Source organism: Corallococcus sp. EGB, from assembly GCF_019968905.1.
Classification (GTDB): Bacteria; Myxococcota; Myxococcia; order Myxococcales; family Myxococcaceae; genus Corallococcus.
The window spans coordinates 8,720,707-8,744,496 of sequence record NZ_CP079946.1; the positions used below are offsets into that span (position 1 = coordinate 8,720,707).

Sequence of the window (23,790 nt, forward strand, 5' to 3'; positions counted from 1 at the left end):
ATTGCCGCCCCTATGGCGCATCCCACCGACGACAAGAACTTCCGCCTGCCCACCACCCTCCGCCCGCGCCGCTATCAGGCGACGGTGACCCTGGACCTGGAGGGGCGCACCTTCACGGGCGAAGAGCGCGTGGAGCTGGAGCTGGCCCAGCCCACGACGGAGATCATCCTCCACGCCAACGCGCTGGAGCTGGGCGAGGTCACCTTCCGCGCCGGCAACGACGTGCGCAAGCCCGCGTCCAAGCGCGTCTCTCCGGTGAGCGAGACGGTGGTGCTCACGTTCGCTTCTCCCCTGCCCGCGGGCCAGGCCACGCTGGACGTGCTGTGGACGGGGCACTTCAGTGAGGGCCTGCGCGGCCTGTACGCGGCGGGCAAGGTGGCCGCGACGCAGTTCGAGGCCGCCGACGCGCGCCGGCTGTTCCCCTGCTTCGACGAGCCCGCCTTCAAGGCGCGCTGGGCGCTCACGGTGCGCGTGCCGGAAGGCCACACGGTGCTGGGCAACGGCCGCGTGCTGAAGGACGAGAAGGACGGGGCGCTGCGCAAGGTGACGTTCGCGGAGACGGAGCTGCTCAGCTCCTACCTCATCGCGCTGGTGGTGGGCCCGCTGGTGGGCACGCCCGAGGAGAAGGCGCAGGGCATCCCGGTGCGCACGTGGGCGCTGCCGGAGAAGGCGCACCTGGCGAAGTTCGGGCAGGACGCGGCGCTCCAGGTCCTGCCCCGGCTGCAGGACTACTTCGGGCTGCCGTATGCCTTTGGCAAGGTGGATCAGGTGGGCATCCCGGACTTCGAGGCGGGCGCCATGGAGAACGCCGGCCTCATCACCTACCGGGAGGTGGCGCTGCTGTTGGACCCCGCCACCGCGCCGCTGTCCGTGCAGAAGCGCGTGGCGGAGGTGGTGACGCACGAGCTGGCGCACCAGTGGTTCGGCAACTGGGTGACGATGGTGTGGTGGGACGACCTCTGGCTCAACGAGGCGTTCGCGACGTGGATGGCTTTCAAGATCGTCGACCAGTGGCGGCCGGACTGGCGCATGTGGCTGGACTTCGACGCGCACCGGGCGAGCGCGCTGGCGCTGGACGCGCTCAAGTCCACGCACCCCATCCACGGCGAGGTGCGCAACGCGGGCGAGGCGGGGGAGAGCTTCGACGCGATTACCTACGAGAAGGGCGGCGCGGTGCTGCGGATGATTGAAGGCTTCCTGGGCGAGGGGCCCTTCCGGGAAGGCATCCGGCTGTACATGCGCAAGCACGCGCGCGCGAACGCGGTGAAGGAAGACCTGTGGAACGCGCTGGGGGAGGCGGCGAAGCAGCCGGTGAACGAGCTGGCCACGAAGTGGATCGGCCAGAGCGGCTTCCCGCTGGTGTCGGTGAAGGTGGAGGGGCGCAAGGTGACGCTGTCGCAGCAGCGCTTCTATTCGGAGCCGGGGGTGAAGAGCGCGGAGACGTGGCCGGTGCCCATGGTGCTTCGCTTCGAGGACGCGGGCAGGGTGCGCGAGCAGCGCGTGCTCTTCCGCGACGCGCAGGCGACGGTGACGCTGGAGGGCGGCTCCGGGGACGTGAAGTGGCTGTGCGCCAACGGCGGCTCCACGGGCTTCTACCGGGTGGCGTACGAGAAGCCGGCGCTGGACGCGCTGGCGGCGAACCTGGGGACGCTGGCGCCGTCGGAGCGCATCTCGCTGCTGGCGGACACGTGGGCGCTGGTCCGCGCGGGACAGGCGCCGGTGGCGGACCTCCTGGACCTGGCGGCGCGCTTCGGGGACGAGGAGGACGAGGCGGTGCTGGACGAGCTCGTCGGGCGGCTCGGGTACATCGAGAACCGGCTGACGGAGGGCGAGGACCAGGAGCGTTTCCGCCGCTGGGTGGAGCAGTTGCTGGGCGGCGGCCTGAAGAAGCTGGGCTGGCAGGCGGCGCAGGGCGAGCCGGACCGGGTGCGGCTGCGCCGCGCGGCGCTGGTGCGCGCGGTGGGAGGCCTGGCGCGCAGTCCGGAGGTGCTGGCGCAGGCGCGTCCGCTGGTGCAGCGGATGCTGCAGGGGGACAAGTCCGCGCTGGACGCGAACCTGCTCGATACGGCGGTGGGCATGGTGGCGCGCGCGGGCGACACGGCGCTCTTCGAGGACCTGTTGCGGCGGATGCCGAAGGAGCCGGACCCCGCGACGCAGCGGCGCTACCTGATGGCGCTCACGTCGTTTGAAGACGCGAAGCTGGCGGAGCGCGCGCAGGGGCTGTTGTTCACGGAGGCGGTGAAGACGCAGGACGTGGCGAGCTTCGCGACGGGGCTGTTGGGCAACCGCACCGGTCGTGACGCGTGGTGGGAGCAGTTGCAGAAGCGCTGGAAGGACCTGGTGGCGCGCACGGGAGCGGCGCCCATGCTGCTGCGCCGGGTGGTGGAGGGGCTGGGCCTCTTGCGCACGCGCGAGCAGCTGGAGCAGGTGAAGGCGCTGCTCCAGGCCAACCCGATTCCGGAGGCGCAGCAGGCCACGGCGCAGACGCTGGAGCGCCTGGCGCAGGACGTGGCCCTGCGCGAGCGCGTGGCCCCGGAGGTGGCCGCGTGGCTGAAGCGCCGGCCGTGAAGTGAGCGCCACCCGGGAGGGGTGATGTGGAGATCGCTTCTGCTCTTCATGGTCTGGGAGCCTGGGTGCGCGGCCTCCAGCCCCCCTGTGGGCGTCATTCAGCCGCCTCCCGGTGAGCGACTGGAGCACATCACGGGCCCCCTGCCCGGCCATGGCCCCTATCGGACCTATTCCGAAGCGCTGGTGGCAGCCTGCCCGTTGCTCCTGAAGCAGCCCCAGGCCACCGCGGGCCGCCCGGGCGACCAGGAGTTTCCTCTGCGGTGGAAGCTCTCGAAGGAATGATCGCGTTCTCCTCCAAGGGCCATGACCCCACGCAGCTACGCTCACCTGGCTCGATGACACGAACTACCGCATCCAACGGCAGTAGGGGCCACATCGACATGCGCACGCGCACGCTCTTCATCGTGTCCGCCTTCTCCGGAGCTTCAGCCGGGAGGCCCGCCCCTTCGCTTCTTCCATGCCCCGGATGGTGGCACTCGCGCCATGATGCCAGCGCCTCCGTTGGAGCCGAGCCCTCCTCCTGACGGAGGCCCTGGAACCCCATGAAGACCACGCTCACGCCCGAAGCCACCGCCGCCTCCCGTGAGGCCCTGCGCCGCGCCAACGCGGCGTTCACCCAGGCCTACCCGGGTGAATCCTCCCGGCGTCAGCCCGTGCACACCGTCTACGGCGGCGCCCACCTCTTCCGTGCGAACACCGCGCGGAAGATGGGGGACCTGGCGCTCGCGGCGCTGCGCGACTACGCCACCGATGGCTCCCAGCTCGCCCACGGCCTGGGCCTGCCCCAGCGCGGCGGCTTCGCCCAGCGCGTCCATGACCGCGTCGTGGACAAGCTCCAGCGGGAGCCCGTCGAGGACTTCCGCATCGACTTCGAGGACGGCTACGGCCACCGCCCCGACGCCGAAGAGGACGCCCACGCCGTCTCCGCCGCCACGGAGGTGGCCCGCGGCCTGGAACAGGGCTCGCTCCCGCCGTTCATCGGCATCCGCGTGAAGTCCTTCACGGAGGAGCTCTACGCCCGCGCCTCGCGCACCCTGGACATCTTCGTCACCGCGCTGCTGGAGCAATCCGGTGGCAGATTGCCTCCGTCCTTCGTCGTCACCCTGCCCAAGGTCACCGTGCCCGACCAGGTGACCGCCCTGGCCAAGCTGCTGTCGGAGCTGGAGTCCGCCCACCACCTGTCCCCCGGCGCGCTCACCCTGGAGCTCATGGTGGAGACGCCCCAGGCCCTCTTCGACGCGCGCGGCCGGCCGCACCTGCGCTCGCTCGTGGAGGCCGGCGAGGGCCGCTGCTCCCACGTGCACCTGGGCGTCTACGACTACACCGCCGCCCTGGGTATCAGCGCGCACATGCAGCACATGCTCCACCCCGCCTGTGACTCCCTGCGCGACACCGTGCAGGTGCTCCTCGCGGGCAGCGGCGTGCGCCTCTCCGACGGCGCCACCAACGTCATGCCCGTGGGCCCCCACCGCAAGCAGGGCGACGCCGAGCTCCTCCCCACCCAGCGGCGCGAGAACACCGACGCCGTGCACCGCGCGTGGCAGGTGGCGTACCGGCACACGCGCCACTCGCTGGAGCGCGGCTACTACCAGGGCTGGGACCTGCACCCCGCCCAGCTCCCCGTGCGCTACGCCGCCGTCTACGCCTTCTTCCTGGAGGGCCTGGAGCCGGCCTCCCAGCGCCTCAAGGCCTTCGTGGACAAGGCCGCCCAGGCCACCCTGCTGGGCGACGTGTTCGACGACGCCGCCACCGGCCAGGGCCTGCTCAACTTCTTCCTGCGCGGCCTGGCCTGCGGCGCCCTCACGGAGGACGAAGCCCGCGCCTCCGGCCTCACGTTGGAGGAGCTGCGAAGCCGCTCCTTCCGCGCCATCGTGCAGGGGCGCGCGTCACGCTGACGCGGGCGGCTCCGTGGGGGGCGCCGCGTCCCGGTGCCCCAGCCACTCGCGCGCCACCGCCACGTCCACCGCGAGGATGCCCAGGAGGAACAGCCACGGCCCCGGCCGCGAGGACAGGCCCGTCAGCGCCCACACGGTGATGAGCCCCGCGAGCACCGCCGGCACCACCGAGGGCAGCGCCTCCCGAGCACGCCGCACCGACCCCAGCACGCCCAGCGCCAACAGCCCCAGCACCACGCCCGTCGCGCCCAGCCGCCCGCGCCCCGTCCCCGCGCCCTGTCCGGACGGGAGCACCAGCGTGTTGAACCTCCACGTGTCGTTGTCCTGGATGTCCCAGGCGAAGTTGTCGTCGATGGTGATGTTGCGCTCGCGCTGCAAATGCGCCGTGGGCACCAGCGACCACGCCGAGCTCCATGGCAGGAGCAGCCCCACCGCGCACGCCGCCACGCCCGCGAACACCCAGCGCTTCAACCGCACGTCCGCCGGCCGCCACGTGAGCGACGGCTCCGCCAGTGGAGAGGCCTTGAACGCCCGCCACTGCACGAACCCCAGCACCACCGCCGCCAGCACCCACAAGAGCGGCGCCACGCCCAACCCCAGCGAAAGGAACGCCTGCGTCACGGTGAGCGCGGTGAACATCGGCAGGAACGCCGGATGCGCGGCCCGCTTCACCACCGGCTCCAGCGCGTCCGGCAGCTTCCGGCCCGCGGCCACCCACTCGCGCGCGCCCAGCATGCCCGCCCCCACCAGCATCAGCACCGCCCACGGCAGCCCCAGCCCGCCACTGACGAAGGGCAGCACGGGCACCAGCACCGCCGCCGTCACCAGCCCGGAGCCGAGCAGCGGCAGCGAGCCACCTGGCAACCGCTCGCGAAGCCTCGGGTCATCCAGTACGTCCTGCACCGCGCGGCCCGCCGTGTCCGCCGCGCGCTGCGCCTTGTCCGCCACCTCGTCCATCACCGGAGACCCGGGCGCCTCCAGGTCCCCGCCGCAGTGGGGACACGTCCGCGACGTCCGACCTTCAGGGAGCGGCTGACCACAATGCGGGCAGGACATGGCGCGAGTCCTCCTCAGGCGAAACGGGCGCGGACAGCCAGTACCTCGCTGACCGGTGCATCCTCCGTGAACGCGTGGAAGGCCCTCAGGGCTTCACTCCCTGCGCACGCACGGCCGCCTCCAGGCGGGACAGGCCGCGCTGGAGCTCGGCCATCTGGGCCTTGAGCGCATCCACCTCCGCGCTCTTCGCGTTCAACTCCTCCGTGCGACGGGCCAGGGCCTGGATGGCCACCATGTTCACGCCGTCGATGTCCAACAGGCCGATGCTCTTGTCATCCGCGCCCAGGCCGAACGCCGCACGGAAGTCCTGCGCCACCGGGCCCACGTGCCGCACGCCATCGGCCTCGGACTTGTAGCGCCAGCTGTCCACCGGCATCGCCGCCACCTTCGCCAGCACGGCCTCCGCGTCCACGCGGCGGAAGTCCTCCTTCGTGGCCCGGTCCGACGTGCAGCTGAACACGCCCGAGCCCGCCGGCAGATCGCACCCCGTGCTCAAGGTGCTGTTCGTGCGGAAGCGGAACCCGCCCGACGCGCGCGCCAGGAACTGGTTGCTCGCCGTGTTCGCCACCACGGAGTCGGTGATGGAGTTGTCCGCCCAGATGAAGGACCCCTTGAAGCCGCCAGAGGCCGCGCGCTGCCCCAGCGCCATGGAGTAGTCCGCGTTGGCGCTGTTGCGGTAGCCCAGCGCGACGCTGCCCTGCCCCGTGGCCGTGCTGGTGTAGCCCACCGCCATGGAGGTGAAGCCGCTCGCGACGTTGGAGGCGCCGGCGGTGAAGGACGCGGTCCCGCTCGCCGTGTTGGTGGAGCCCATGCATGCCGCGACGACACCAGACGCCGTGCACTGGTCGCCGAACGCGACGGTGCCGTACGCGCTGGCCAGCGTCTTGTTGCCGCCCGCGAAGGACACGAAGCCGATGTTGGCCTCGTCCCACTCCGTGTCGGCATGGCCCACGCGGAAGGCCGCCTTGAACGGGTGCCACATCATCCGGTCCCCGGGGCCCGTGAGGGGGATGGTGCCAATCCCCTGCTCGCCGCGCGCGAGCAGCCCGCCCGCGGAGTCCACCGTGAAGACGCGGTACTTGTCCCAGGTGGGCTCGTTGGTTCCGGACACGCTGTTGCGCACGCGCAAGAGCGGCACCGTGTCCTTCGCGGACGCGCTCGCGTCCAGGAACACCTCCGCGTTCGCCGTCAGCCGGCCGAGCACCTGTCCCGTGCCCGCCACCGCGAACGACGCATCCTGCGGCTCCGTCCCGTTGCGGATGGCCTGCGCCGCGGCGGCGAGGCGCGGATCATTCCCCTCCACCGCCGTGCCCGGCCCGTTTCCGTAGACGACGCTCACCGCCTCGCCGTCGAGCTTCAGCCCCGTGCCCACCTCCACCGGCCCCGGAGGCCCCGCCGGTCCCGCGGGCCCCTGCGCGCCGTCAGCGCCACAGCCGCTGATCAGCAGCCCCACGACACAGCCCAACGCGACGCCGGCTCCTCGGACAAACGACATGCGGTTCTCTCCAGGTGAAGGCCACCCACACTGGCAAAGCGCCGGGTCGGAGACAACCCAGGACCTCCCCGGGAGTCCTGCTGTCCCGGAGAAGCACCGCTACCAGAGCATGTCCTGGTCCTCGGTGACGCCGGGGAGGCTGGACACGCGCAGCTCCTGGCCGCCCACGCGCAGGGTGCCCTCGAAGAAGCCCACGGGCTGGGCGAAGTGGCTCACCACGAGGCGCAGGTTGCGCTCCTCGCGGTGCACGTAGATGGGCTTGAAGCGCAGGTCCACCGCGCCGTCCGCCGTCGTCAGGCGCCACGGGTCCAACAGCTCCTTCGCATCGTACTCGAAGCGCGCGCGGCCCACGGGGTAGAGCCGGTCTCCCAGCCAGACGGCGTTCTCGTTGGCCTCGGTGGCGCCCTCGTTGAAGCCCTCCACCAGGTTGAGCCCCACGGGCGTGCCGTCCGCCAGCCGCCCGGCCGCGAAGGCCCAGCGCCAGGCGGTGTGCCGCGCCAGGTAGCCCTGCGTGTAGTCCATGCCGCCCACGCCGCCATCCAGCCGGAAGCGCCGGCCGCCCGCCTCCAGGCTGCCGAAGGCCAGCAGGCCGCTGCGCTTCTGGGTGACGTTGACCAGCCCGTCGCCCTCCACCGGCGCGATGACGGTGAGAGCCGGCGGGCCCCCCGCCACCAGCAGCTCGCCGTTCCACTGGAACGTCTGGAGCGACTGCGTGCGCATGCGGCTGACGTCCACCTCCACCTGGTAGCGCTCGTCGGCCTCGCCGCGCTTCACGGACATGCGCCCGCCGAGCGTGCGGAAGGCCGCCACCAGCCCCGCCCCCGGCTTGTCGCTCACCTCGGCGAGCGGCCCGGGCACGCCCAGGAAGCTCACGTCACAGAGGGGCTTCTTCTCCTGGAGGTCCACCGCCACCGCGAAGGCATTGGCCGTGTAGCCCAGGTCCACCACCGCGAAGAGGGCCGCCACCTCCTGCGTGGCGACGAAGGTGTAGTGCCAGCGCTTGCGCTTGAGCAGCCGCGTCGTGCGCCCCGGCGCCCACTTCCCCAACAGCCGGGGCAGGTCCACCTCCGGCAGCTCTCCCTGGTACGTGCCGAACCGCGGTTCCCCCTCCGTGGACGCCACCGAGGTCGGGGCGAAGGGCAGCAGGGCTTCTCGTTCACGCTCGAGCGTCATCGCGAAACATATGACGGCACTTCGCCCGCCCTGTCACGCGAACACGCGAACCAAGTTGCGCCCCGACGACACTCAGGGCGCGAGGCGCGGCCGGCCCCCGCCTGCCCGCTAGCTCCTGCCGAAGATGATGCGCTCCTGGCCGAGCAGGCGCGTGGTGAAACGCAGCGCCACCAGCGCCACCGCCACGCAGGACACGAGCGCGAGCAGGAAGGGCACCGGCCCCAGCGACTCCCCGCGCATCACCTCGCCCGCGAGCAGCTCCTGCCCCAGCACCGGCACCGCGAACATCCACGTCTGCGTCTGGATGGGGGACAGGGCCAGCATCATCCCGGGCAGCGTGGGCAGCACCATCAGGAGCGACAGGTACGTCTGCGCCTCCTTGAACGACCGTGCATAGGTGGACACCCACATCTGCACGGCGGACGCGGCGAGCACCAGCGGCAGCACCGCGGCCAGCATGCCCAGCGCGGCGGGCGCGTCGAAGCGGGCGCGCACGCCCAGGTCCTCCAGCGGCACGCGCTTCACCACCAGGAAGTAGCCCACCAGACACAGGAGCACGCCCGCGCCCGCCATCGCGCAGGTGGCCAGCCACTTGCCCGCCACCACCGCGCCGCGCGGGGCGGGGTTGAGGAGCAGGGGCTCCAGCGAGCCGCGTTCACGCTCGCCCGCCATGGTGTCGCTGGCCAGCTGCATGCCGCCCGCGAACGCCGCCATCACCAGGAACAGCGGGATGGTGGTGAGCACCGTGGCCGCGGTGCGCTCGGGAGTGGACAAATCCAGCTCGTCCACGCGCACGGGCTCCGCCAGCTCCGGGGACACGCCGCGCGCGAACAGGCGCTGGCTGCCGGTCTGCTGCGAGTACGCCCCCAGCATCCGCTGCGCGCGCTGCACGGACTGCCGGGCCTTGTTGCGCGAGCTGTCCACCACCAAGCGCACCGCGGCGGTGTGCCCGTTCGCGAAGTCCTTCGCGTAGTCGTCCGGCACCACCAGCACCAGGTCCAGCTTCCCGGCCTGCACCAGCGCCTCGTAGTCCCGCGGGGCCTCCGACAGCTTCGCGCCGTAGCGCTCCAGGAAGGCCATCAGGCTGGGCGCGTGCTCGCGGCCCACCACGGGCATCTCCAGCGGCCGGTCCTGCCGGTACCAGGAGGCCATCACGTTGAACATCACCAGGAACACCAGCGGGCCCAGGAGCGGCCACATCACCGCCGAGCCCAGCGTGCGCTTGTCCCGCAGGTGGTCGCGCACCTCCTTGCGCAGCACCGTTGCGATGAGGCCCCTCATTCGCGCAACCCCTGCTCGCTGCCAATCACGCTCACGAAGGCTTCCTCCAGGCTGTCCTTGCCGGTGGCCGCGCGCAGCGCATCCGCCGTCCCGTCCGCCACCACCTGCCCGCGCGCCACCACCACGATGCGGTCACACAGCGCGGCCACCTCCTGCATCACGTGGCTGGAGAACACCACGCAGCAGCCCTGCGCCTTCAGCTTGCGCAGGAGCGTGCGCACGGAGCGCGTGGCCATCACGTCCAGGCCGTTGGTGGGCTCGTCCAGGAGCACGTTGCGGGGCCCGTGCACCAGCGCGCGCGCCAGCGCCACCTTCACGCGCTCGCCCTGGCTGAAGCCCTCCGTGCGCCGGTCCGCGATGTCCTTCATGTCCAAGAGCTCCACCAGCTCCTCCACGCGCGCGTCGAGCGCGGCGCCGGACAGCCCGTGCAGCTCGCCGAAGTACCGCGCGTGCTCGCGCGCGGTGAGGCGCGGGTAGAGGCCGCGCGCATCCGGCAGCACGCCCAGCGCGCGCCTTGCCACCTCCGGCTGCTTCGCCACGTCCACGCCGTCCACGGTGGCGGTGCCGCCGTCCGGGCGCACCAGCGTGTAGAGCATGCGCAGCGTGGTCGTCTTGCCCGCGCCGTTGGGGCCCAGCAGGCCCGTGATGACGCCGTCCTCCGCGGTGAAGGACACGTCGTGCACGGCCGTCACGGAGCCGAAGCGCTTGTGCAGGTTCCTGGCTTCAATCATGGGCGCTCGGGTCCTACGGAACGGGGCCAGCGAAGGAGGTGAAGAAGGGCGGCCGCTTGAGGCCCGCGCCACAGTCCGGCGTCAGGCCCTCCACGCTGCCGCGCGCGAGCACCTCCGCCATCAGCGTGCGCGCGCAGTCCGCGCCCACGGTGTTGTGGCCCAGCCCCGGCACCACCACGTGCAGGCTGTGCGTCAGCGTCCGCTTCGCCTCCTCGCCCCAGGGCGGCGGCGTCACCGGGTCCAGCTCCCCGGACAACAGCAGCGTGGGGATGTCCGACTTCACGGGCTCGCGGAAGCTCGGGGGCACGTTCGCCTGGGGCCACTTCGCGCACGCGCGCTTCACGTCCAGCGCCATGCGCGGGCCGAACCAGGTGCCCTTCGCCTCGCGCTCGGCGTCCTCCTCCGTGAAGAAGGGCGCGTCCTCCGCGCACACCACGGCCATGAACATGCCCCGGCTGGTGGTGCGCGCCACCTCGTCGGTGAGCCCCAAGGACAGCGCCACGAAGGGCGTCCAGTCATCCTTCGCGGCGCGGTCCAGCATCAGCGGCACCAGCGACGCGACGTCCGGGCTGTAGAGCAGCGAGAACAGCTCCGACAGGAAGACGCGCCGGGTGAGCGTGAAGTCCTCCGGCACGCCCGTGCGCGGGTGCGCCAGGTGCACCTTCGCGGGCGCGGCCTCCAGCTTCGCGAGCAACGCTTCCGTGCGCGTCCGCAGGTCCGGATACGCCTTCGCGCAGACGCTGTCCTTCGTGCACGCCTCCAGCAGCAGGTCCAGGGCGCGCTGGCCGTCGCGCGCGGCGTACAGCGGCAGGTACTGCCCCATGGGGGCCACGCCATCCAGGATGGCGGTGCGCACGCGGTCCGGGTGCTGGCGCATGTACACCAGCGCCGCGCGCGTCCCGTAGGAGATGCCCCACAGGTTCACCTGCCGGTAGCCCAGCGCCGCGCGCACGTCGTCCAGGTCATCCATCGCGATGGACGTGGTGTAGAGCCGCTCGTCCGCGTCCCAGCCCTTGCGGCACTGGGGAATCACGTCCGCGTCCTCGCGGTCCTCGAAGCGCTCCGCCAGCGACTTGCGCGAGGGGCTCAGCGCCTCGCAGTCCAGCGGGTGCGAATCCCCCGTGCCGCGCTGATCCACGAAGACGATGTCGCGCTGGCGGCGGATGCGCTCCAGCGCGGGCAGGATGCGCGTGCGGGACGCCGCCTGGCCGGGGCCGCCCGCCAGGAAGAACAGCGGATCCGCCTTCGGCTCCGCCGCGAGCGCGGGCACCACCACCACGCGCAACGAAATCTTGCGCCCCTTCGCCGCCGCGCGGTCCTCGAAGACCTCCAGCGTGCCGCACAACGTCTGCGCGGCCACCCCGTCCAGCCGGCACGGCTTCAGCGCCATCCGCCGCCCGGACGCGCTCTCCGAGGCCTGGGCTCCGCCGCCGGCCTGGGAGCAGCCCGCGAGCGACAGCGCCGCCAGCACCGCCAGCGCGAGCCACCTCCCCGGGCGACGTCCCGGGGGCGCGGCGAGGGGGTGAGACAAGATGCCACCTGTCACGGCGGTCCAACCTCCAGCACGGGGGAGTCCCCTGGCGCATAGCATTGGTGTGCGGAAGGTGCACCCGTCGTTCCCCGGACATGCGCGGCGATTGAATGCGCGCGAACGCGGGGCGTCCTCTGCTACGCCCATGCCCATGAAGAAACGCGCGTTCCTGGTCCTCTTCACCCTGTCGCTCACCACGCTCGCCGGCTGCGCCACGCTGCAGAGCCTGCTCAACGGCGCCTTCCAGAAGCCCACCCTGCGCTTCAAGACAGCGCGGCTGGCGGACGCCTCCCTGTCCGACGCCACGGTGGACCTGGTGTACGAGTTGGAGAACCCCAACAGCCTGGGCCTGAAGCTGGCGTCCGTGGACTACGCCTTCTTCGTGGAGGGCAAGCAGCTGGTGGCCGGCAAGCCGAAGGAGGGCCTGAACCTCAAGGCCAACGGCAAGAGCCAGCTTGTCTTCCCCGCCAACGTGAAGTTCGCGGACATCGCGCCGGTGGTGACCACGTTCCTGGACAAGGACGTGGCGGCCTTCAAGGCGCAGGGGACGCTGGGCATCCAGACGCCGCTGGGCGTGCTGAGGTTCCCCCTGGAGAAGGAGGGCACCTTCCCCGTGCCCAAGATTCCGCAGGTGCAGTTCCAGGCGCCGCGCATCACCCACGTCACGCTCAGCGGCGCCACGGTGGAGTTCCCGCTGGCCATCACCAACCGCAACGCCTTCCCGCTGCCGGTGGCGGGCATCACCGGGGCGCTCAAGGTGGCGGGCGCCAACGTGGGCAACCTGTCCACGGGCAACCTGGGCATGCTGGACGGCAGCGGGACCAAGCAGGTGACGCTCCCGCTGACCATCAACTTCGCGAGCGCCGCGTCCGCGGCCATGGCCCTGCGCTCGGGCGGCAACGCCCAGGTGAGCCTGACGGGCAACCTGACCTCGGACGCGCAGTCCGTGCCCCTGAACCTGAGCCAGCTCGTGAATTTCACGAAGTAGACGGTAGGGCGTGCGGGGAAGCAGGCGGTGCATGGGACACCGGGGATGTTGTCCCCGGGCAGGGGAGCCGTTACGGTTGCGCCGCTTCCCGAGGGCCCCCCATGCGCCGCATCCTCTTCAAGTCCAAGATCCACCGCGCGACGGTGACCCAGGCCGACCTCGACTACGAGGGCTCGGTGACCATCGACAAGGACCTGCTCCAGGCGGCGGACATCCTCCCCTACGAGAAGGTCGCGGTGTGGAACGTCACGCGCGGCACCCGGCTGGAGACGTACGCCCTGGAGGGCGAGTCCGGCAGCGGCGTCATCTGCATCAACGGCGCGGCCGCGCACCTGAACCAGCCGGGCGACCTGGTCATCCTGGCCACCTTCGCGGAGGTCGAGGAGGCGGAGGTCGCGAACTGGAAGCCCACGGTCGTCTTCGTGGACGGCAAGAACCGGGCGGTTCCCGGCATCAAAGAGGAAATCCCCGGGCCCGCGCGCCGTATCGCGTAGAGACGCCCGTCGGGTCCTGTCGGCATCTTTTGCCGCCTCCAGCCCTGTCTGCCATGCTTTCCGCCCTTTCCCTGGCGGGCGCGGCGGTGCGCGTCCTGGAGGCGACAACGCGATGAAGTGGACGTGGGCGGGACTCGGGGTCCTGGTGGCGGTGACGGGGTGCAGGCAGGTGGGCCGGTATCAACGCGATCCCAACGTGGATGACGCGTTCGTCACCAACGTGCCGGTCATCCGGGCGCCCGCCCAGGACCGCTGCGCGGCGTTGGGCAAGGCCTCCGTGCGCAGCGGCTGCGACGACGCCCTCTATCTGGCCAGCGTGTACACCCGGCGCCTGGCGGTGGGAGACGAAGTGTGCCTGGAGGGCGGCTACGGCGAGGAGCCGGGCGCGGCGTGCAAGGCGCGCGCGGCGGTCATCGACACGGGGCCCAACCAGGTGAAGCTGGAGGTGCGCTCGGCGCGTCCGGACTCACGGTGGTTCCAGTCCGAGATGCGACACGCCTGGTACGAAGAGGGCGCGCTGGTGGACCTGTACCTCGCGGAGCGGGGTTACTAGAGACGGTTGGCCGCGCGCACCGCGGCCCAAGGAGGAGGACATGGCCTTCTACGACGGCGTGACGGAGCGGCTGGGCTTCATGAAGAAGCTGACCCCCGCGGAGCTGAAGAAGCTGGGGTCGCTGCGCCTGTCGGACCTCATCCAGGCGGAGATCGGCAGGGCGCGCGTGCGCGTGGCGCAGCTGGAGAAGCGCTACCCCTCCGCGACGACCAAGGAGCTGGCGCAGCGGCTGGTGGATGAGAAGAAGAGCTTCGCAGGGATGGTGGGCGGCGTGAGCGGCGTGTTCGGGCTCATCTCGCTGCCGGCGGACCTGACGTTCATGGCGTACCTCCAGCTGGTCCTGCTGACGGACGTGGCCACGCTCTACAAGGCGAACCTCAAGACGGAGCGCGCGCGGGGGGAGCTGCTGGACCTGTTCGGCTACGCCAACGGGCTGGGGCCGCTGCACCGCTCTGGACCGAAGGTGCTGGGGAAGCTGGCGGCGCTGCTGCTCGCCAAGGGCGGCATGACGACGCTGGGGCGCGCGATGCCGCTGGTCGCGGCGCCCATCACGGCGTACCTCAACAACCAGCACATCCAGATGGTGGGTGAGCAGGCCGTGCGCTTCTACGAAGGCTTCGACAAGGCGCATGCGAAGGCACGCAACGCCAGGCGCAAGGCGGCGAGCGGGGAGTAGGAAGCCCGGGGGCTCCTTGAGCTTCGTCAAATCCATCGCGGTCGACTCGGAGCTCATGCCCATCACCTGAAGCGTGATCCCCAAGGCGCTTGAGCGCCTGGCCCGGAGCAGGGCCCAGGCGCTCTCGGAAGAGGACGAAGACAACCTCGTCGACCCCGCCGTACCATCGGACCTGCTGGAGGGTGTCGTTGAATGGCACGCGGAGAGCCCGTCGTCAGGCTTTCGTGACCTGCGCTCCGTTTCCCGATGCGCGCCGCGAAAATCCCGGTCAGAAACCACTCCGATATGTCCGTCGCGTATCTCCGTTGAGTCCTTCGCGGGTCCTTGGAGCCCGCGGGATGCCGGAAGCGACGCCTGCGGGGCCGGACTCGGGTGGGTGCGCACGGCAGGGAGGGGTGCATGACGGAGCTCTCGGCGGACGTGCGCGTGCAGGTGGCGCGGTGGCGGAACCTCCTCGTGGACGCGGCCCGTTGCGGCGCGATGGAGAGCCCCCTGGCGGTCCTGAATCATCCCCACTGGGACCCCCGGGAGCTTCAGGCACTCTGGTGGCTGCGCTCGGAGAGCCTGCTGCCCGTGGGAGTGCTCGCCATGCGCCTGGGGGGACTGGCCATGCCGCGCCTGAGCCGGCTGGTGGACCGGCTGGAGAACGGCGGCCTCGTGCGCCGCGAGCGCTCCGTGCGCCATGACCGCCGCCGCGTGCGCGTGCGCCTCACCGACGCGGGCCGCGCGCTCGCGGACGAGCTCGACGCGCAGGTGCAGGAGCGCATGGCGAAGCTGCTGTCCCCGCTCGAGGGCGAGATGCGCAGCGCGCTGATGGATGTCCTGGAGGTGTGGATGCAGGCACTGACCACCCAGGCCCGCACCGCCGAAGAGGTCGCCGAGGAGAACGCCGATCTGGCCAGCGCCCCTGACGACCTTCTAACGGCTTCGGCCGCCTGAACCTACAGCCGCACCTCGATGACGCCCGAGCGGCGGCACGCCTCCGCGCCGTCGCCCTCCCATTCGTTCCCCGCGCCCAGAACGCGCAGCGGCAGAACGTCGGAAGTCACTCCGCCCATCCGCCAACGCCCCGCGCTGTCCGTCTCCGCACGCACGGGCGGCAACGACGGACTCCCTCCACCCGCGATGACCACTGCGCCAGCCACCGCCTGTCCCTGGTGGGTGATCCGAAGCTCACAGGTGGAGGGGGACGTGTCCTCCGCCGGCAGCCGCACCTCCGCGTCCACGAAGTCCTCGCCCACCCGCGCGGTGCCGCTGACGCGCGATGCATACGGCGACGACGCCACCCGCACCCGATACGTCCCGGGCTCGACCAGGGACACCGCCAGGTTGTCTCCCTCCGGACGGAACTCCCGAGTGGGCACGAGGCTCCAGGCGCCCTGCGCGTCGAGGCGCTCCAGCAGGAACACCGGATAGGGCGGCTCCGAGCGCCCCTTCAACTGCGCCCGCGTGAAGCCATCCATCCGGAGCACCAGCCACCGGTACACCGGCATGCGCCACACCACGTCCACCGTGCCTCGCGACTCCGCCGTCGGCGTGAAGACGAAGTCCCACCACAGCGGCCCCAGGGGCCGCCCCTCCTCCTCCGCCACCTCCCGCCGCACCGTGAAACGGCTTTCCGTCCACGTCGCTACGTCCGGAATCGTGAAGCGGCCGTCCGGCGCAAGGGGCAGCTCCTCGCCGTCCCCCCGCCGGAACATCGCCGTCCCCAGGGGGCGCGTCCCATCGCCCAGCAGCACCCGCCCTCGCAGCGTGACGGTGCCCCCCACGCCGTTGGGGAACAACCTCGCCACGTCCAGCGTCACCTCCGCCACGGAGCCCTCGCGCAGTGGGACCTCCACCGGCTCGCTCTGCTTCCCCGAAGGCGTACGCAGCAACAGCCGCAGCGACCGATCCGGCGGCAGGGGCGCCAGCCGGGTCTCTCCATCCTTTGCCAGGGGCACGGGCGTGTCGTTCTCGAAGGCGTGCATCAACTCGGGCGCCGCCAGTGTCAGGACCGGCAGCAGCCGGCCAACCGCATCCACGTTCCGCGGATCCACGCCGCGCTGCATCCGCACGGAGAACGTCCCCGGAACGTCTCGCGCCCCCTCCAGCCGCACACGCACGCCCGTGGGAGGACGTGCCTTCACCACGCCCAGGTCCACGACGCCCGTTGTGGGAGGGCTCGCGGGCACCTGTTCCGCCCACCAGACCGTCCCGTCTGGCGCGAAGGCCATCACCTCGTAGCGCGGCGCCGAAGGCACTTCCACCGGCCCCAGCACGCCCCCCTGCGCGGAAGCACTGACGGGTGCCTCCACCCACTCGCGCACGTTGGCCAGGTCCTCGATGCGCCTGGGCCCCGTGCGCGCGAAGCGCAGGCGCCCCTCCTCTTCCCACCAGCCGCGATCCGCGTCGGAGATGAACGCCGCGCCCACGCGCGCCTCACCCTCGAACGGCTGCGCTCCCTCCAACGTCGCCGTCAGCCACAGGCCCGCGTCCGCGGCCGCCACGGGCTCCACCGCGGGAGCCACCTCCGGCCCTCCCGCGTCCTCGACCCGCGCGGAAACGGGAGGTGATGACGGCACCGGCGGCGTGGGCTCGGGACGCAGCAGCATCCACGCGCCCACGCACAGGAGCACCATCACCACCAGCCCGCCCAGGACCTGCTTGCGGCGCATGCGGCCTCAGTCCGTGTCGCTGTTGGAGTACAGGGACAGCCACACCGGCGCGTGGTCCGACAGCCGGGTGACGTAGTCCACCGGATCCGCGATGTAGTCACGGCCGGTGCTGGAGAACTCCGTCACGTAGGCGTCCTGCATCCAGAAGTGGTCGTACGCGTTGGCGAAGCCTCCGGACGTGTTCATCGTGGTGGCCACGTTCAGCTTGCACGACACCGCGGGGGACAGGCCCTTCAGCTGGCTCCAGGACGCGTGGGTACAGGCCATGTTGTGGTCGCCCACGAGGATGACGTCCTGGTCCGTGCCGCTCTCGTCCTGCACGGCCGCGAACACCTCGTCAATGGCCTGCGCCTCCGCCGTGCGGTCCGCCGCCGTCCCCCACACCGTGTGCCAGTTGATGAAGGTGTAGTCCTCGCCCGTCGTCACGTGGCGCACCTTCACCACCTGCGGCTCACGCTCGAACAGGTCCTCCGTGTCCGGCCACACCGTGGAGGACAGGAGCGCCACCGTGTCTGGCCGGTACAGCACCGCGTAGGACTCCTTGTAGGACGACCGGCCCAGCAGCGGCGTCACCACCGCCTTCCACGTCACCCCGGACACCTGCGTCAGGTTGTCCGCGATGGCCGTCGCCGCGGACGACGCCATCACCTCCTGGAGGAACACCAGGTCACAGCCGTTGTTCGACGTGCTGTTCGAACCGAACTGGTTCCACAGCTGCTTCGCGTCATCCAGGTACGTCTGCTCCGCCGCCCAGCCCTCGTGGCGGAGGTTCCAGCTCACCACCCGAAGGTAGGAGCCCGCCTGCGCCAACGCGGGGAGCACCAGCACGGTCAACACCAGGACGCGCGACAACAAGGACGACCCACTCATTTCACGGCACCTCCAGGCCTGCGGGAAGAAGAAGCGCGGCATCTTCAGCAAAGCCGGGGCGCCAGGAACAGCCCCCCCTTCGTCGAATCGAGGTGACAACCCTCCCGCAAGACCCTACCCGGGAAACCACCCAACAAATGCAACTTGATTGCATGTGACTCCCGGTGGCATTTATTGCGGGCCCCTCGCGGGAAGGCGAGCGGGCGCGCGCACCGCCACAGGTGCGTCCCGAGGGGAACCCATGAACCGCATCGTCTGGAGTGTCGGAGGCACGGGAGTCGTGTTGTCGTGTCTCGCGGTGGCCTGGCTGCACCGGCCCCTGGAGGCCCCGGCCGAGCAGGTCCCCGCAACGCCCATCGTCTTCCAGCAGCCCCCCGCCCCGCCCCCGAAGGCAGAGGCCGTGCCCCCGCGCCGCGAGCCCGTGCGCGAGTCCGAGCCCGCCGCACCGGAGCCGGAGACGCTCCCGTCGGCGGAGGTGTTCCTCGACGCGGCGCTGAAGGTGAAGGGCCCCGTGCAGCCGGAGCTCCGGGACCGTGAGCGCCGGGTGCTGCCGGACACACGCGTGCGGCTGGTGCGAGCCCTGCGCGCGGACCACCCCACGCCCCAGGCCCGCCGTGACGCCGTGCTCGCGGAGCTCACCGCGTCCGGGGACAGCGCGGAGCCGTGGACCCGGGACGCTCGCGCCGCGCTGGAGGCGTGGCACGCACGCATCGCCCAGGACGTGCGGCCCGTCCCCGCGGAGCCGCCCCACTGCTACGCCGCGGGCTGCATGACGCGCGTCACCTTCCCGGACGAGGCGTCCTTCCGCGACGCCTGGGAACGCGCGTCCGGCCTGTCCCCCAGCGCCCACGGCGCCCACCTCCAGCTCCCGCCCGAGCGCCTCCCGTCGGGCGAGGTGCGTGTCCCCTGGCTCGTCCTGCGCCCGGACCGCTCCTAGCCCCCGCTCTCACCCGCAGCACCCCTCCAAGGAGTCACCCATGTCGAAGCCGTCCCATGTCCTGCTCGCCGCTGGCGCCGTCTTCATGCTCGCCGGCTGCGGTACCGAAGAAGCGCCCCCGCCGGAGTCCCAGGCCCCCGTCACCCAGCAGTCGGAGCTGCTCGCCGCCTGCCAGGACACGGAGGAGTTGGCGGAGGTCGCCGAGCACTCGTGCACCCACGCCGAATATGGTCCCTTCGAGTCCGTCACCGCCGCGCCCTACGGCGGCCCGTCCTTCGTGGACGTGAGCGTGGACCACACCGCGTACAACGTCACCCTGCCGGCCATCAGCTACCGGAAGTGGACGCTGGGCTACGCGGGCTCCGTCATCTTCACCCCCGAGGAGTCCACCGAGTACGCCTTCCTCACCTCCGGCTACCGCGCCATCCGCATCGTCAACGCGGCCACCAACGAGGAGGTGGGCCTGGAGTGCCGCTACAACATCCCCCGGGAGGTCTGCGGCAGCCTGCGCACCGCCGTCACCGCGGACCTGGAGGGCGGCGTGGACTACCGCGTGGACTTCGCGGCCATCGTCCCCCAGCCCGCCACGTTCCTCCTCGTCATCGAGGAGACCGCGCACGACCACCACGAGGCATAGCCCCTCGTGAATGAAGGCCCGTGGACACCTCCAAGGTCCACGGGCCTTCCCAACACCCAAAAACTTTTGTATCTCAGTTGCATATACATCCCAGCTTCCGGTGAGACAGCCCCATGCGCACCCCGTTTCCCGCCCTCCTCCTGGCCGGCGGTCTCGCGGTCCTGACCGCCTGTGGCGGCGATGACGACGTTCCGCCCGGCCCGGACGACACGCCCCAGGAGCAGACCGACCCATGCGCCCCCCACGGCCACATCCACCGCGAGCCTGACGGTGACTGGTGCCACTGCGACCGGGGGTACCTGGCCAGCGAGCAGGGCCTGTCGTGCGTGGCGGATCCGAACTACGTGCCGCGCGAGGGCTTCGACTTCGGGGACAACGGCGAGCACGCCTGCTGGCACGTCGCGAACGGCCCCTTCGCCACCGTCACCGCCTCGCCGGCGCGGCAGCCGCGCGTGGACGACTTCCACACGCACTACACCGTCCACCTGCGCCCGGAGGGCAGCCAGTTCGTGGGCACCTTCAACTTCAAGGCCTGGGCCACGGGCGACTTCGTCCTCTACCTGAGCACTCCCGACGTCGCCGTCACCGTGAAGGAGGGCGAGCGCATCGTCGAGCCCGTGGGCACCCAGCCCACCGGCGCCTTCTGCGATGGCCTGAAGCAGATGGTCGGCTACGAACTGACGGACAAGGTCCAGTACACCGTCACCTTCGGCCCCACCGCGCTCACGAACCTCGGGCTCGTCATCGAACACCTCCAGTGACGGGCTGAATCGCACCGGACATTATTGCAACCAAGTTGCGTTTGCGGCATGAGTGAGGTACCGGGCGCACCGGCGGCTTCTGGCCGCCTGGAACCCCGCCGCGCCCGGCATCCCGAAAGGAAACACCCATGTTGAAGATGAAGCGCATCGCGCTGGGCGCGCTGTTGTCGCTCGGCCTGACGGCCTGCGGACCGATGGAGGAGGCGCCGGAGTCCTCCTTCGAGGCGCAGGACTCGCAGGGGCTGGAGGCCGGCTGCACGTCGCTGGGCACGGGCATCACCACGCACGCGTGCACCCACGCGAGCAACCCCACGGACCACGTGTCCATCACGGCGAGCGCCACGCGCGTCACCAGCGCGCCCGCCATCAGCACCAAGCACAAGGCCTATGACCTGGCGCTGCCGTCCGGCGCCGAGGGCTCGGTGACGTACGTCCCGGCCACCACGGGTTCGTACGCGTTCTACCGGACGCAGAACGTGGCCTTCACCGTCATCAACGGCGCCACCAGCGCCACGGTGCCCGCCGCGCTGGCGCATGGCGTGTCCGCTTCCGGCTGCTCACTCACGCACGTGTCCGTCTATGACCTGACGGCGGGCACGACGTACATCGTCGCCACGGGGCCTGCGTCCGGCAGCGCCATCACCGTGGTGCCGGAGTTCCTCAACGACACGCGCACGCGCTACTACCAGGACGCGGATGGCGACGGTTACGGCAACAACTCCGTGTCCATCTACACCGCGTGCACGCCGCCCGCCGGCTACACGACGCAGCGCTTCGACTGCAACGACACGCCGGGCATTGGCGCCAGCATCAACCCGGGCATGCCGGAGATCTGCGGCAACGGCATCGATGACAACTGCGACGGGGTGCAGTGCTGACCGCCGCGCCCTGACGCGGGCCTGAAGAAGGCTCGCTCCCGCGCCGGAGCACCTCCCTCGGAAGGGTGCTCCGGCGTGGGCCTTTCCCCGCCTGCACGAAGGACTCCCCCGATGCGTCTCTCCTCCGCCACCTTCCTGTTCGTCACCTGCGCCGCCCTCGCGCTGACCGGCTGCGATGACGAAGCCCCCACCGTCTCGCCGGACGCGGGCACCAGCACCGACGCGGGCCCCGATGCGGGCACGCCCTCCTCCACGGCCACCGTCACCACCGCCCATCCCGCCGAGGGCGAGACCGACGTCTACCCGCTGGAGATGTACCTGGACGCGTCCGGCCAGACGCCGGTCATCGCCTTCCGCAAGGTGCTGACGCTCACCTTCAGCGAGCCCATGGACCCGTCCGCCTCCCAGGTCACGCTTCACGACCGCACGGACACCACCGTCCCCGCCCGCGTGCTGACCGGCGGCTGGTCCGAGGATGGGCGCACGCTCACCATCACCGTGCCTCGCACCGAGGAGAGCACCCGTCCTTTGGAGGTCTCCACCCACTACACCCTGGCGCTGGACGCGCTGAGGGACGCGGCCGGGCTCGCACTGTCTCCCACGGCCGCGCTGGACTTCACCACAGGCGAGCGCGACCCGGAGCTGGAGCACGCGTGCACGCACACGCTCGTGAACACGCCGGAGGCCGTCACCGCGGGCCGCACGCCCTTCGACTTCCCGCCTGACACCAACACCGGCCACGCGCGCTACGACGTCACCCTGCGCCCGGTGGAGGGCGGCTTCGGCGGCTACACGGGCTTCATCTCCGACCCGGAGAACGCCGAACACGTCACGCTCTACCTGAACCAGTGGGTGCCCACGAAGGTCACCAACGACACGGCGGGAACGGATGTGACGTCGGTGCTCGCGCCCGCGCGGTTCATCTGCGCCGGAATCACGCACACAGTGACGTTCGCGTCGGAGCCGGGGGATCAGCTCTACCTGTTCCAGTTCGGTCCCGTGGCCTCCGAGCACGTCCAGTTCGTGATGGAGCGCGGATAGCAACGCCACATGTCCCGCGGGGAGGGCGTGCGTCCACCAGGACAAGGTGGGCCGCCCTGGCGGTCCGATGCCGCTTGGAAGACTGCCCGCTACGGTGACGGTCTCTCTCGGAGCCGGAGGCCTACCGCATGCGCCATGCCGCCACGCCCAGGACGCTCGCCCCTTACGAGGAAGTGCAGACGTTGCCCCATTACCTGGTGGGCGAGGCGCTCGATGGCGTCCTCTACGTCTCGTCACCGCCCATCGCGCGCAAGCAGGGCCTGACTCCGCTGCTGGGCCGCGCACCGGAGGGCTGGTGGTGGACCTCCGAGCCCCGGCTGCTCCTGGGCCAGGACGTGCTGGTGCCGGACCTCGCGGGCTGGGTGGGCGGGCGGCCTCCGACGCTGCCCGATGGCGCGTTCATCCAGAACGTGCCGGATTGGATCTGCGAGGTGCTGACGCCCGCCACCGCGAAGCTGGACCTGGCCATCAAGCTGCCTCGCTACGCCCGCGCGGGCATCCGCAACGCGTGGGTCATCAACCCCGTGCACCGCGTGGTGGAGGTGCTCCGTCAGGACCGCGAGCGTTGGATGCTGATGAACACCTACGTGGACGAGGAGCGCGTGCGCGCGGAGCCCTTCGGCAACGTGGATCTGACGCTGGCGCCGTTCTGGACCCAGAAGTGAAGGCGTCAGCGCCTGAAGGGTAGCGACAACAGCGCCACCAGCCCCCACACCCCCCATGAGAAGACGAAGAACCCCACCAGGATGGCGATGACGGCCCCCACCCTGCGCCAGCCCTGGTGCGTCACGCCGAGCACGGGAGGCCCCTCCGCGCGCATCGGCTTTCCTCGCTGCTCGCGGTGGTCCGGCGCGAAATAGGAGGCGGTCCGCCCCATGAACAGGTCGATGCTCCCCGCTTCCGACGCGGGAGCCAGGAACGCGGCGAAACGCCCGGCCACCTCGCCGCGCAGGTGGCGCTGGAGCTTCCTGTAGCCATCCGCCTTCGCGGCCGTGAGCGCGGCGGCCAGCGCATGGCGCTCTTCCGGAGCAAGGCACCACGCCGCCACTTTGCGCGCGAACGCACGCGCGACTTCGGGCATGCGGTCGAAGTGCCGCTCCATGTCCGTGCGCGAGGGTTCAACCAGGAGGAAGCCGAGCAGGTCCAGGTCTCCGTAGCCACGGACCAGTTGATCCACCCACACGGAGTAGCGGAGCCTCTCGTCGTTCGAGGGCAAGGAGAGCGAGGCAACCTCCTCGGCGCCGAGCGCCAGGAGCAGCTCTGGCACGCCAGCAGCACCCGCACCCCATTGGTCCAGGAGCTTGGGGAGATAGGTCCCGGCTCGCTCCCACGGCTCCGGGAAGGGCCCGAAGACCGCCGGCGCCTCCAGCGTCTTCACCAACAGGTGAGGCACCGTGACCAGCGTTTCGAGGACGGCGGGCTCCGGTGCCAGCTCCGGATCGGGTTCGTCGTGGCCCAGTTCCACCAGGTCCTCCGAGGAGATGACCAGGGGCCGGGAGAGGGCGGGGAGCGGGAAGCGGTAATGGAAGGGCATGACGCTGTCGAGCGACGACCCTATCAAGCCTCCG

General features: G+C 71.1%; 23 protein-coding genes. 14 read left to right on the forward strand and 9 right to left on the reverse strand.

All coding sequences use genetic code 11. The annotated features are described in order from the left end of the window. Nucleotides 1-12 precede the first annotated feature (12 nt). The 3 genes from KYK13_RS35580 to KYK13_RS35590 all read left to right on the forward strand — a co-directional run bounded on the left by KYK13_RS35580 (nt 13) and on the right by KYK13_RS35590 (nt 4,463). A complete protein-coding gene (locus KYK13_RS35580; protein WP_223639053.1) occupies nt 13-2,568 on the forward strand; it encodes a M1 family metallopeptidase in 2,556 nt (851 codons plus the stop codon). A 24-nt stretch (nt 2,569-2,592) separates the two neighbouring features. Then, the gene (locus tag KYK13_RS35585) at nt 2,593-2,850 is read left to right on the forward strand and encodes a hypothetical protein (protein WP_223639056.1); all 258 of its coding nucleotides are present in this window, start codon (nt 2,593-2,595) and stop codon (nt 2,848-2,850) included. Between the two features lie 260 nt (nt 2,851-3,110). Next, nucleotides 3,111-4,463, forward strand: coding sequence for a phosphoenolpyruvate kinase (locus KYK13_RS35590; protein ID WP_223639059.1), 1,353 nt, complete (start codon nt 3,111-3,113; stop codon nt 4,461-4,463). Here KYK13_RS35590 and KYK13_RS35595 read toward each other — a convergent pair. The 6 genes from KYK13_RS35595 to KYK13_RS35620 all read right to left on the reverse strand — a co-directional run bounded on the left by KYK13_RS35595 (nt 4,455) and on the right by KYK13_RS35620 (nt 11,790). Beyond that, a complete protein-coding gene (locus KYK13_RS35595) occupies nt 4,455-5,519 on the reverse strand; it encodes a zinc ribbon domain-containing protein (RefSeq protein WP_223639062.1) in 1,065 nt (354 codons plus the stop codon). The genes KYK13_RS35590 and KYK13_RS35595 overlap by 9 nt on opposite strands. 85 nt (nt 5,520-5,604) lie before the next feature. Further along, nucleotides 5,605-7,014, reverse strand: coding sequence for a tail fiber domain-containing protein (locus KYK13_RS35600; RefSeq protein WP_223639065.1), 1,410 nt, complete (start codon nt 7,012-7,014; stop codon nt 5,605-5,607). Nucleotides 7,015-7,113: 99 nt separating this feature from the next. After that, on the reverse strand, nt 7,114-8,187 hold the full coding sequence (locus KYK13_RS35605) for a DUF2804 domain-containing protein (RefSeq protein ID WP_223639068.1): 1,074 nt from the start codon (nt 8,185-8,187) through the stop codon (nt 7,114-7,116). A 108-nt stretch (nt 8,188-8,295) separates the two neighbouring features. Next, a complete protein-coding gene (locus KYK13_RS35610) occupies nt 8,296-9,468 on the reverse strand; it encodes an ABC transporter permease (RefSeq protein ID WP_223639071.1) in 1,173 nt (390 codons plus the stop codon). Next, nucleotides 9,465-10,199, reverse strand: coding sequence for an ATP-binding cassette domain-containing protein (locus tag KYK13_RS35615; RefSeq protein ID WP_223639074.1), 735 nt, complete (start codon nt 10,197-10,199; stop codon nt 9,465-9,467). Before KYK13_RS35615 ends, KYK13_RS35610 begins: the two co-directional genes overlap by 4 nt. 13 nt (nt 10,200-10,212) lie before the next feature. Continuing rightward, nucleotides 10,213-11,790, reverse strand: a complete 1,578-nt coding sequence (locus tag KYK13_RS35620) for an alpha/beta hydrolase (RefSeq protein WP_370645224.1) — start codon at nt 11,788-11,790, stop codon at nt 10,213-10,215. A gap of 85 nt (nt 11,791-11,875) precedes the next feature. Between KYK13_RS35620 and KYK13_RS35625 the strand changes: the two genes are divergently transcribed. The 5 genes from KYK13_RS35625 to KYK13_RS35645 all read left to right on the forward strand — a co-directional run bounded on the left by KYK13_RS35625 (nt 11,876) and on the right by KYK13_RS35645 (nt 15,380). Then, nucleotides 11,876-12,718 carry an LEA type 2 family protein gene (locus KYK13_RS35625; protein WP_223639077.1) on the forward strand — a complete coding sequence of 281 codons (843 nt, stop codon included), beginning with the start codon at nt 11,876-11,878 and terminating at the stop codon, nt 12,716-12,718. Nucleotides 12,719-12,819: 101 nt separating this feature from the next. Further along, the gene (gene panD, locus KYK13_RS35630; RefSeq protein ID WP_223639079.1) at nt 12,820-13,212 is read left to right on the forward strand and encodes an aspartate 1-decarboxylase; all 393 of its coding nucleotides are present in this window, start codon (nt 12,820-12,822) and stop codon (nt 13,210-13,212) included. A gap of 112 nt (nt 13,213-13,324) precedes the next feature. Beyond that, nucleotides 13,325-13,765, forward strand: a complete 441-nt coding sequence (locus tag KYK13_RS35635) for a hypothetical protein (protein ID WP_223639081.1) — start codon at nt 13,325-13,327, stop codon at nt 13,763-13,765. Between the two features lie 40 nt (nt 13,766-13,805). Then, a complete protein-coding gene (locus KYK13_RS35640; RefSeq protein ID WP_223639083.1) occupies nt 13,806-14,441 on the forward strand; it encodes an EcsC family protein in 636 nt (211 codons plus the stop codon). A gap of 399 nt (nt 14,442-14,840) precedes the next feature. After that, complete coding sequence (locus tag KYK13_RS35645) at nt 14,841-15,380, forward strand: MarR family winged helix-turn-helix transcriptional regulator (RefSeq protein ID WP_223639085.1); 540 nt, start codon at nt 14,841-14,843, stop codon at nt 15,378-15,380. Between the two features lie 2 nt (nt 15,381-15,382). On the opposite strand, the gene KYK13_RS35650 is transcribed toward KYK13_RS35645, so the two are convergent. Beyond that, complete coding sequence (locus KYK13_RS35650) at nt 15,383-17,098, reverse strand: carboxypeptidase regulatory-like domain-containing protein (RefSeq protein ID WP_223639087.1); 1,716 nt, start codon at nt 17,096-17,098, stop codon at nt 15,383-15,385. A 6-nt stretch (nt 17,099-17,104) separates the two neighbouring features. Continuing rightward, the gene (locus tag KYK13_RS35655; RefSeq protein ID WP_223639089.1) at nt 17,105-17,968 is read right to left on the reverse strand and encodes an endonuclease/exonuclease/phosphatase family protein; all 864 of its coding nucleotides are present in this window, start codon (nt 17,966-17,968) and stop codon (nt 17,105-17,107) included. A 241-nt stretch (nt 17,969-18,209) separates the two neighbouring features. Between KYK13_RS35655 and KYK13_RS35660 the strand changes: the two genes are divergently transcribed. The 6 genes from KYK13_RS35660 to KYK13_RS35685 all read left to right on the forward strand — a co-directional run bounded on the left by KYK13_RS35660 (nt 18,210) and on the right by KYK13_RS35685 (nt 22,887). Then, nucleotides 18,210-18,905, forward strand: coding sequence for a hypothetical protein (locus KYK13_RS35660; RefSeq protein ID WP_223639091.1), 696 nt, complete (start codon nt 18,210-18,212; stop codon nt 18,903-18,905). A gap of 40 nt (nt 18,906-18,945) precedes the next feature. Continuing rightward, entirely contained in the window at nt 18,946-19,542 is a 597-nt protein-coding gene (locus tag KYK13_RS35665) for a lipoprotein (protein ID WP_223639094.1), read from the forward strand. 113 nt (nt 19,543-19,655) lie between these two features. After that, the gene (locus KYK13_RS35670) at nt 19,656-20,303 is read left to right on the forward strand and encodes a hypothetical protein (protein ID WP_223639098.1); all 648 of its coding nucleotides are present in this window, start codon (nt 19,656-19,658) and stop codon (nt 20,301-20,303) included. A 128-nt stretch (nt 20,304-20,431) separates the two neighbouring features. After that, the gene (locus KYK13_RS35675) at nt 20,432-21,181 is read left to right on the forward strand and encodes a putative metal-binding motif-containing protein (RefSeq protein WP_223639101.1); all 750 of its coding nucleotides are present in this window, start codon (nt 20,432-20,434) and stop codon (nt 21,179-21,181) included. Between the two features lie 111 nt (nt 21,182-21,292). Next, entirely contained in the window at nt 21,293-22,222 is a 930-nt protein-coding gene (locus tag KYK13_RS35680; protein ID WP_223639104.1) for an Ig-like domain-containing protein, read from the forward strand. Nucleotides 22,223-22,350: 128 nt separating this feature from the next. Further along, nucleotides 22,351-22,887, forward strand: coding sequence for a Uma2 family endonuclease (locus KYK13_RS35685; protein WP_223639106.1), 537 nt, complete (start codon nt 22,351-22,353; stop codon nt 22,885-22,887). Nucleotides 22,888-22,892: 5 nt separating this feature from the next. Here KYK13_RS35685 and KYK13_RS35690 read toward each other — a convergent pair whose 3' ends face one another. After that, the gene (locus KYK13_RS35690; RefSeq protein ID WP_223639109.1) at nt 22,893-23,756 is read right to left on the reverse strand and encodes a hypothetical protein; all 864 of its coding nucleotides are present in this window, start codon (nt 23,754-23,756) and stop codon (nt 22,893-22,895) included. Between the last annotated feature and the right edge of the window lie 34 nt (nt 23,757-23,790).

What these genes read in the sequence shown, in the direction of transcription:
- KYK13_RS35580 (WP_223639053.1), top strand. Translation starts at nt 13, where the DNA reads ATGGCGCATCCCACCGACGACAAGAACTTCCGCCTGCCCACCACCCTC.
- KYK13_RS35585 (WP_223639056.1), top strand. Translation starts at nt 2,593, where the DNA reads ATGTGGAGATCGCTTCTGCTCTTCATGGTCTGGGAGCCTGGGTGCGCG.
- KYK13_RS35590 (WP_223639059.1), top strand. Translation starts at nt 3,111, where the DNA reads ATGAAGACCACGCTCACGCCCGAAGCCACCGCCGCCTCCCGTGAGGCC.
- KYK13_RS35595 (WP_223639062.1), bottom strand. Translation starts at nt 5,519, where the DNA reads ATGTCCTGCCCGCATTGTGGTCAGCCGCTCCCTGAAGGTCGGACGTCG.
- KYK13_RS35600 (WP_223639065.1), bottom strand. Translation starts at nt 7,014, where the DNA reads ATGTCGTTTGTCCGAGGAGCCGGCGTCGCGTTGGGCTGTGTCGTGGGG.
- KYK13_RS35605 (WP_223639068.1), bottom strand. Translation starts at nt 8,187, where the DNA reads ATGACGCTCGAGCGTGAACGAGAAGCCCTGCTGCCCTTCGCCCCGACC.
- KYK13_RS35610 (WP_223639071.1), bottom strand. Translation starts at nt 9,468, where the DNA reads ATGAGGGGCCTCATCGCAACGGTGCTGCGCAAGGAGGTGCGCGACCAC.
- KYK13_RS35615 (WP_223639074.1), bottom strand. Translation starts at nt 10,199, where the DNA reads ATGATTGAAGCCAGGAACCTGCACAAGCGCTTCGGCTCCGTGACGGCC.
- KYK13_RS35620 (WP_370645224.1), bottom strand. Translation starts at nt 11,790, where the DNA reads ATGCTATGCGCCAGGGGACTCCCCCGTGCTGGAGGTTGGACCGCCGTG.
- KYK13_RS35625 (WP_223639077.1), top strand. Translation starts at nt 11,876, where the DNA reads ATGCCCATGAAGAAACGCGCGTTCCTGGTCCTCTTCACCCTGTCGCTC.
- panD (WP_223639079.1), top strand. Translation starts at nt 12,820, where the DNA reads ATGCGCCGCATCCTCTTCAAGTCCAAGATCCACCGCGCGACGGTGACC.
- KYK13_RS35635 (WP_223639081.1), top strand. Translation starts at nt 13,325, where the DNA reads ATGAAGTGGACGTGGGCGGGACTCGGGGTCCTGGTGGCGGTGACGGGG.
- KYK13_RS35640 (WP_223639083.1), top strand. Translation starts at nt 13,806, where the DNA reads ATGGCCTTCTACGACGGCGTGACGGAGCGGCTGGGCTTCATGAAGAAG.
- KYK13_RS35645 (WP_223639085.1), top strand. Translation starts at nt 14,841, where the DNA reads ATGACGGAGCTCTCGGCGGACGTGCGCGTGCAGGTGGCGCGGTGGCGG.
- KYK13_RS35650 (WP_223639087.1), bottom strand. Translation starts at nt 17,098, where the DNA reads ATGCGCCGCAAGCAGGTCCTGGGCGGGCTGGTGGTGATGGTGCTCCTG.
- KYK13_RS35655 (WP_223639089.1), bottom strand. Translation starts at nt 17,968, where the DNA reads ATGAGTGGGTCGTCCTTGTTGTCGCGCGTCCTGGTGTTGACCGTGCTG.
- KYK13_RS35660 (WP_223639091.1), top strand. Translation starts at nt 18,210, where the DNA reads ATGAACCGCATCGTCTGGAGTGTCGGAGGCACGGGAGTCGTGTTGTCG.
- KYK13_RS35665 (WP_223639094.1), top strand. Translation starts at nt 18,946, where the DNA reads ATGTCGAAGCCGTCCCATGTCCTGCTCGCCGCTGGCGCCGTCTTCATG.
- KYK13_RS35670 (WP_223639098.1), top strand. Translation starts at nt 19,656, where the DNA reads ATGCGCACCCCGTTTCCCGCCCTCCTCCTGGCCGGCGGTCTCGCGGTC.
- KYK13_RS35675 (WP_223639101.1), top strand. Translation starts at nt 20,432, where the DNA reads ATGTTGAAGATGAAGCGCATCGCGCTGGGCGCGCTGTTGTCGCTCGGC.
- KYK13_RS35680 (WP_223639104.1), top strand. Translation starts at nt 21,293, where the DNA reads ATGCGTCTCTCCTCCGCCACCTTCCTGTTCGTCACCTGCGCCGCCCTC.
- KYK13_RS35685 (WP_223639106.1), top strand. Translation starts at nt 22,351, where the DNA reads ATGCGCCATGCCGCCACGCCCAGGACGCTCGCCCCTTACGAGGAAGTG.
- KYK13_RS35690 (WP_223639109.1), bottom strand. Translation starts at nt 23,756, where the DNA reads ATGCCCTTCCATTACCGCTTCCCGCTCCCCGCCCTCTCCCGGCCCCTG.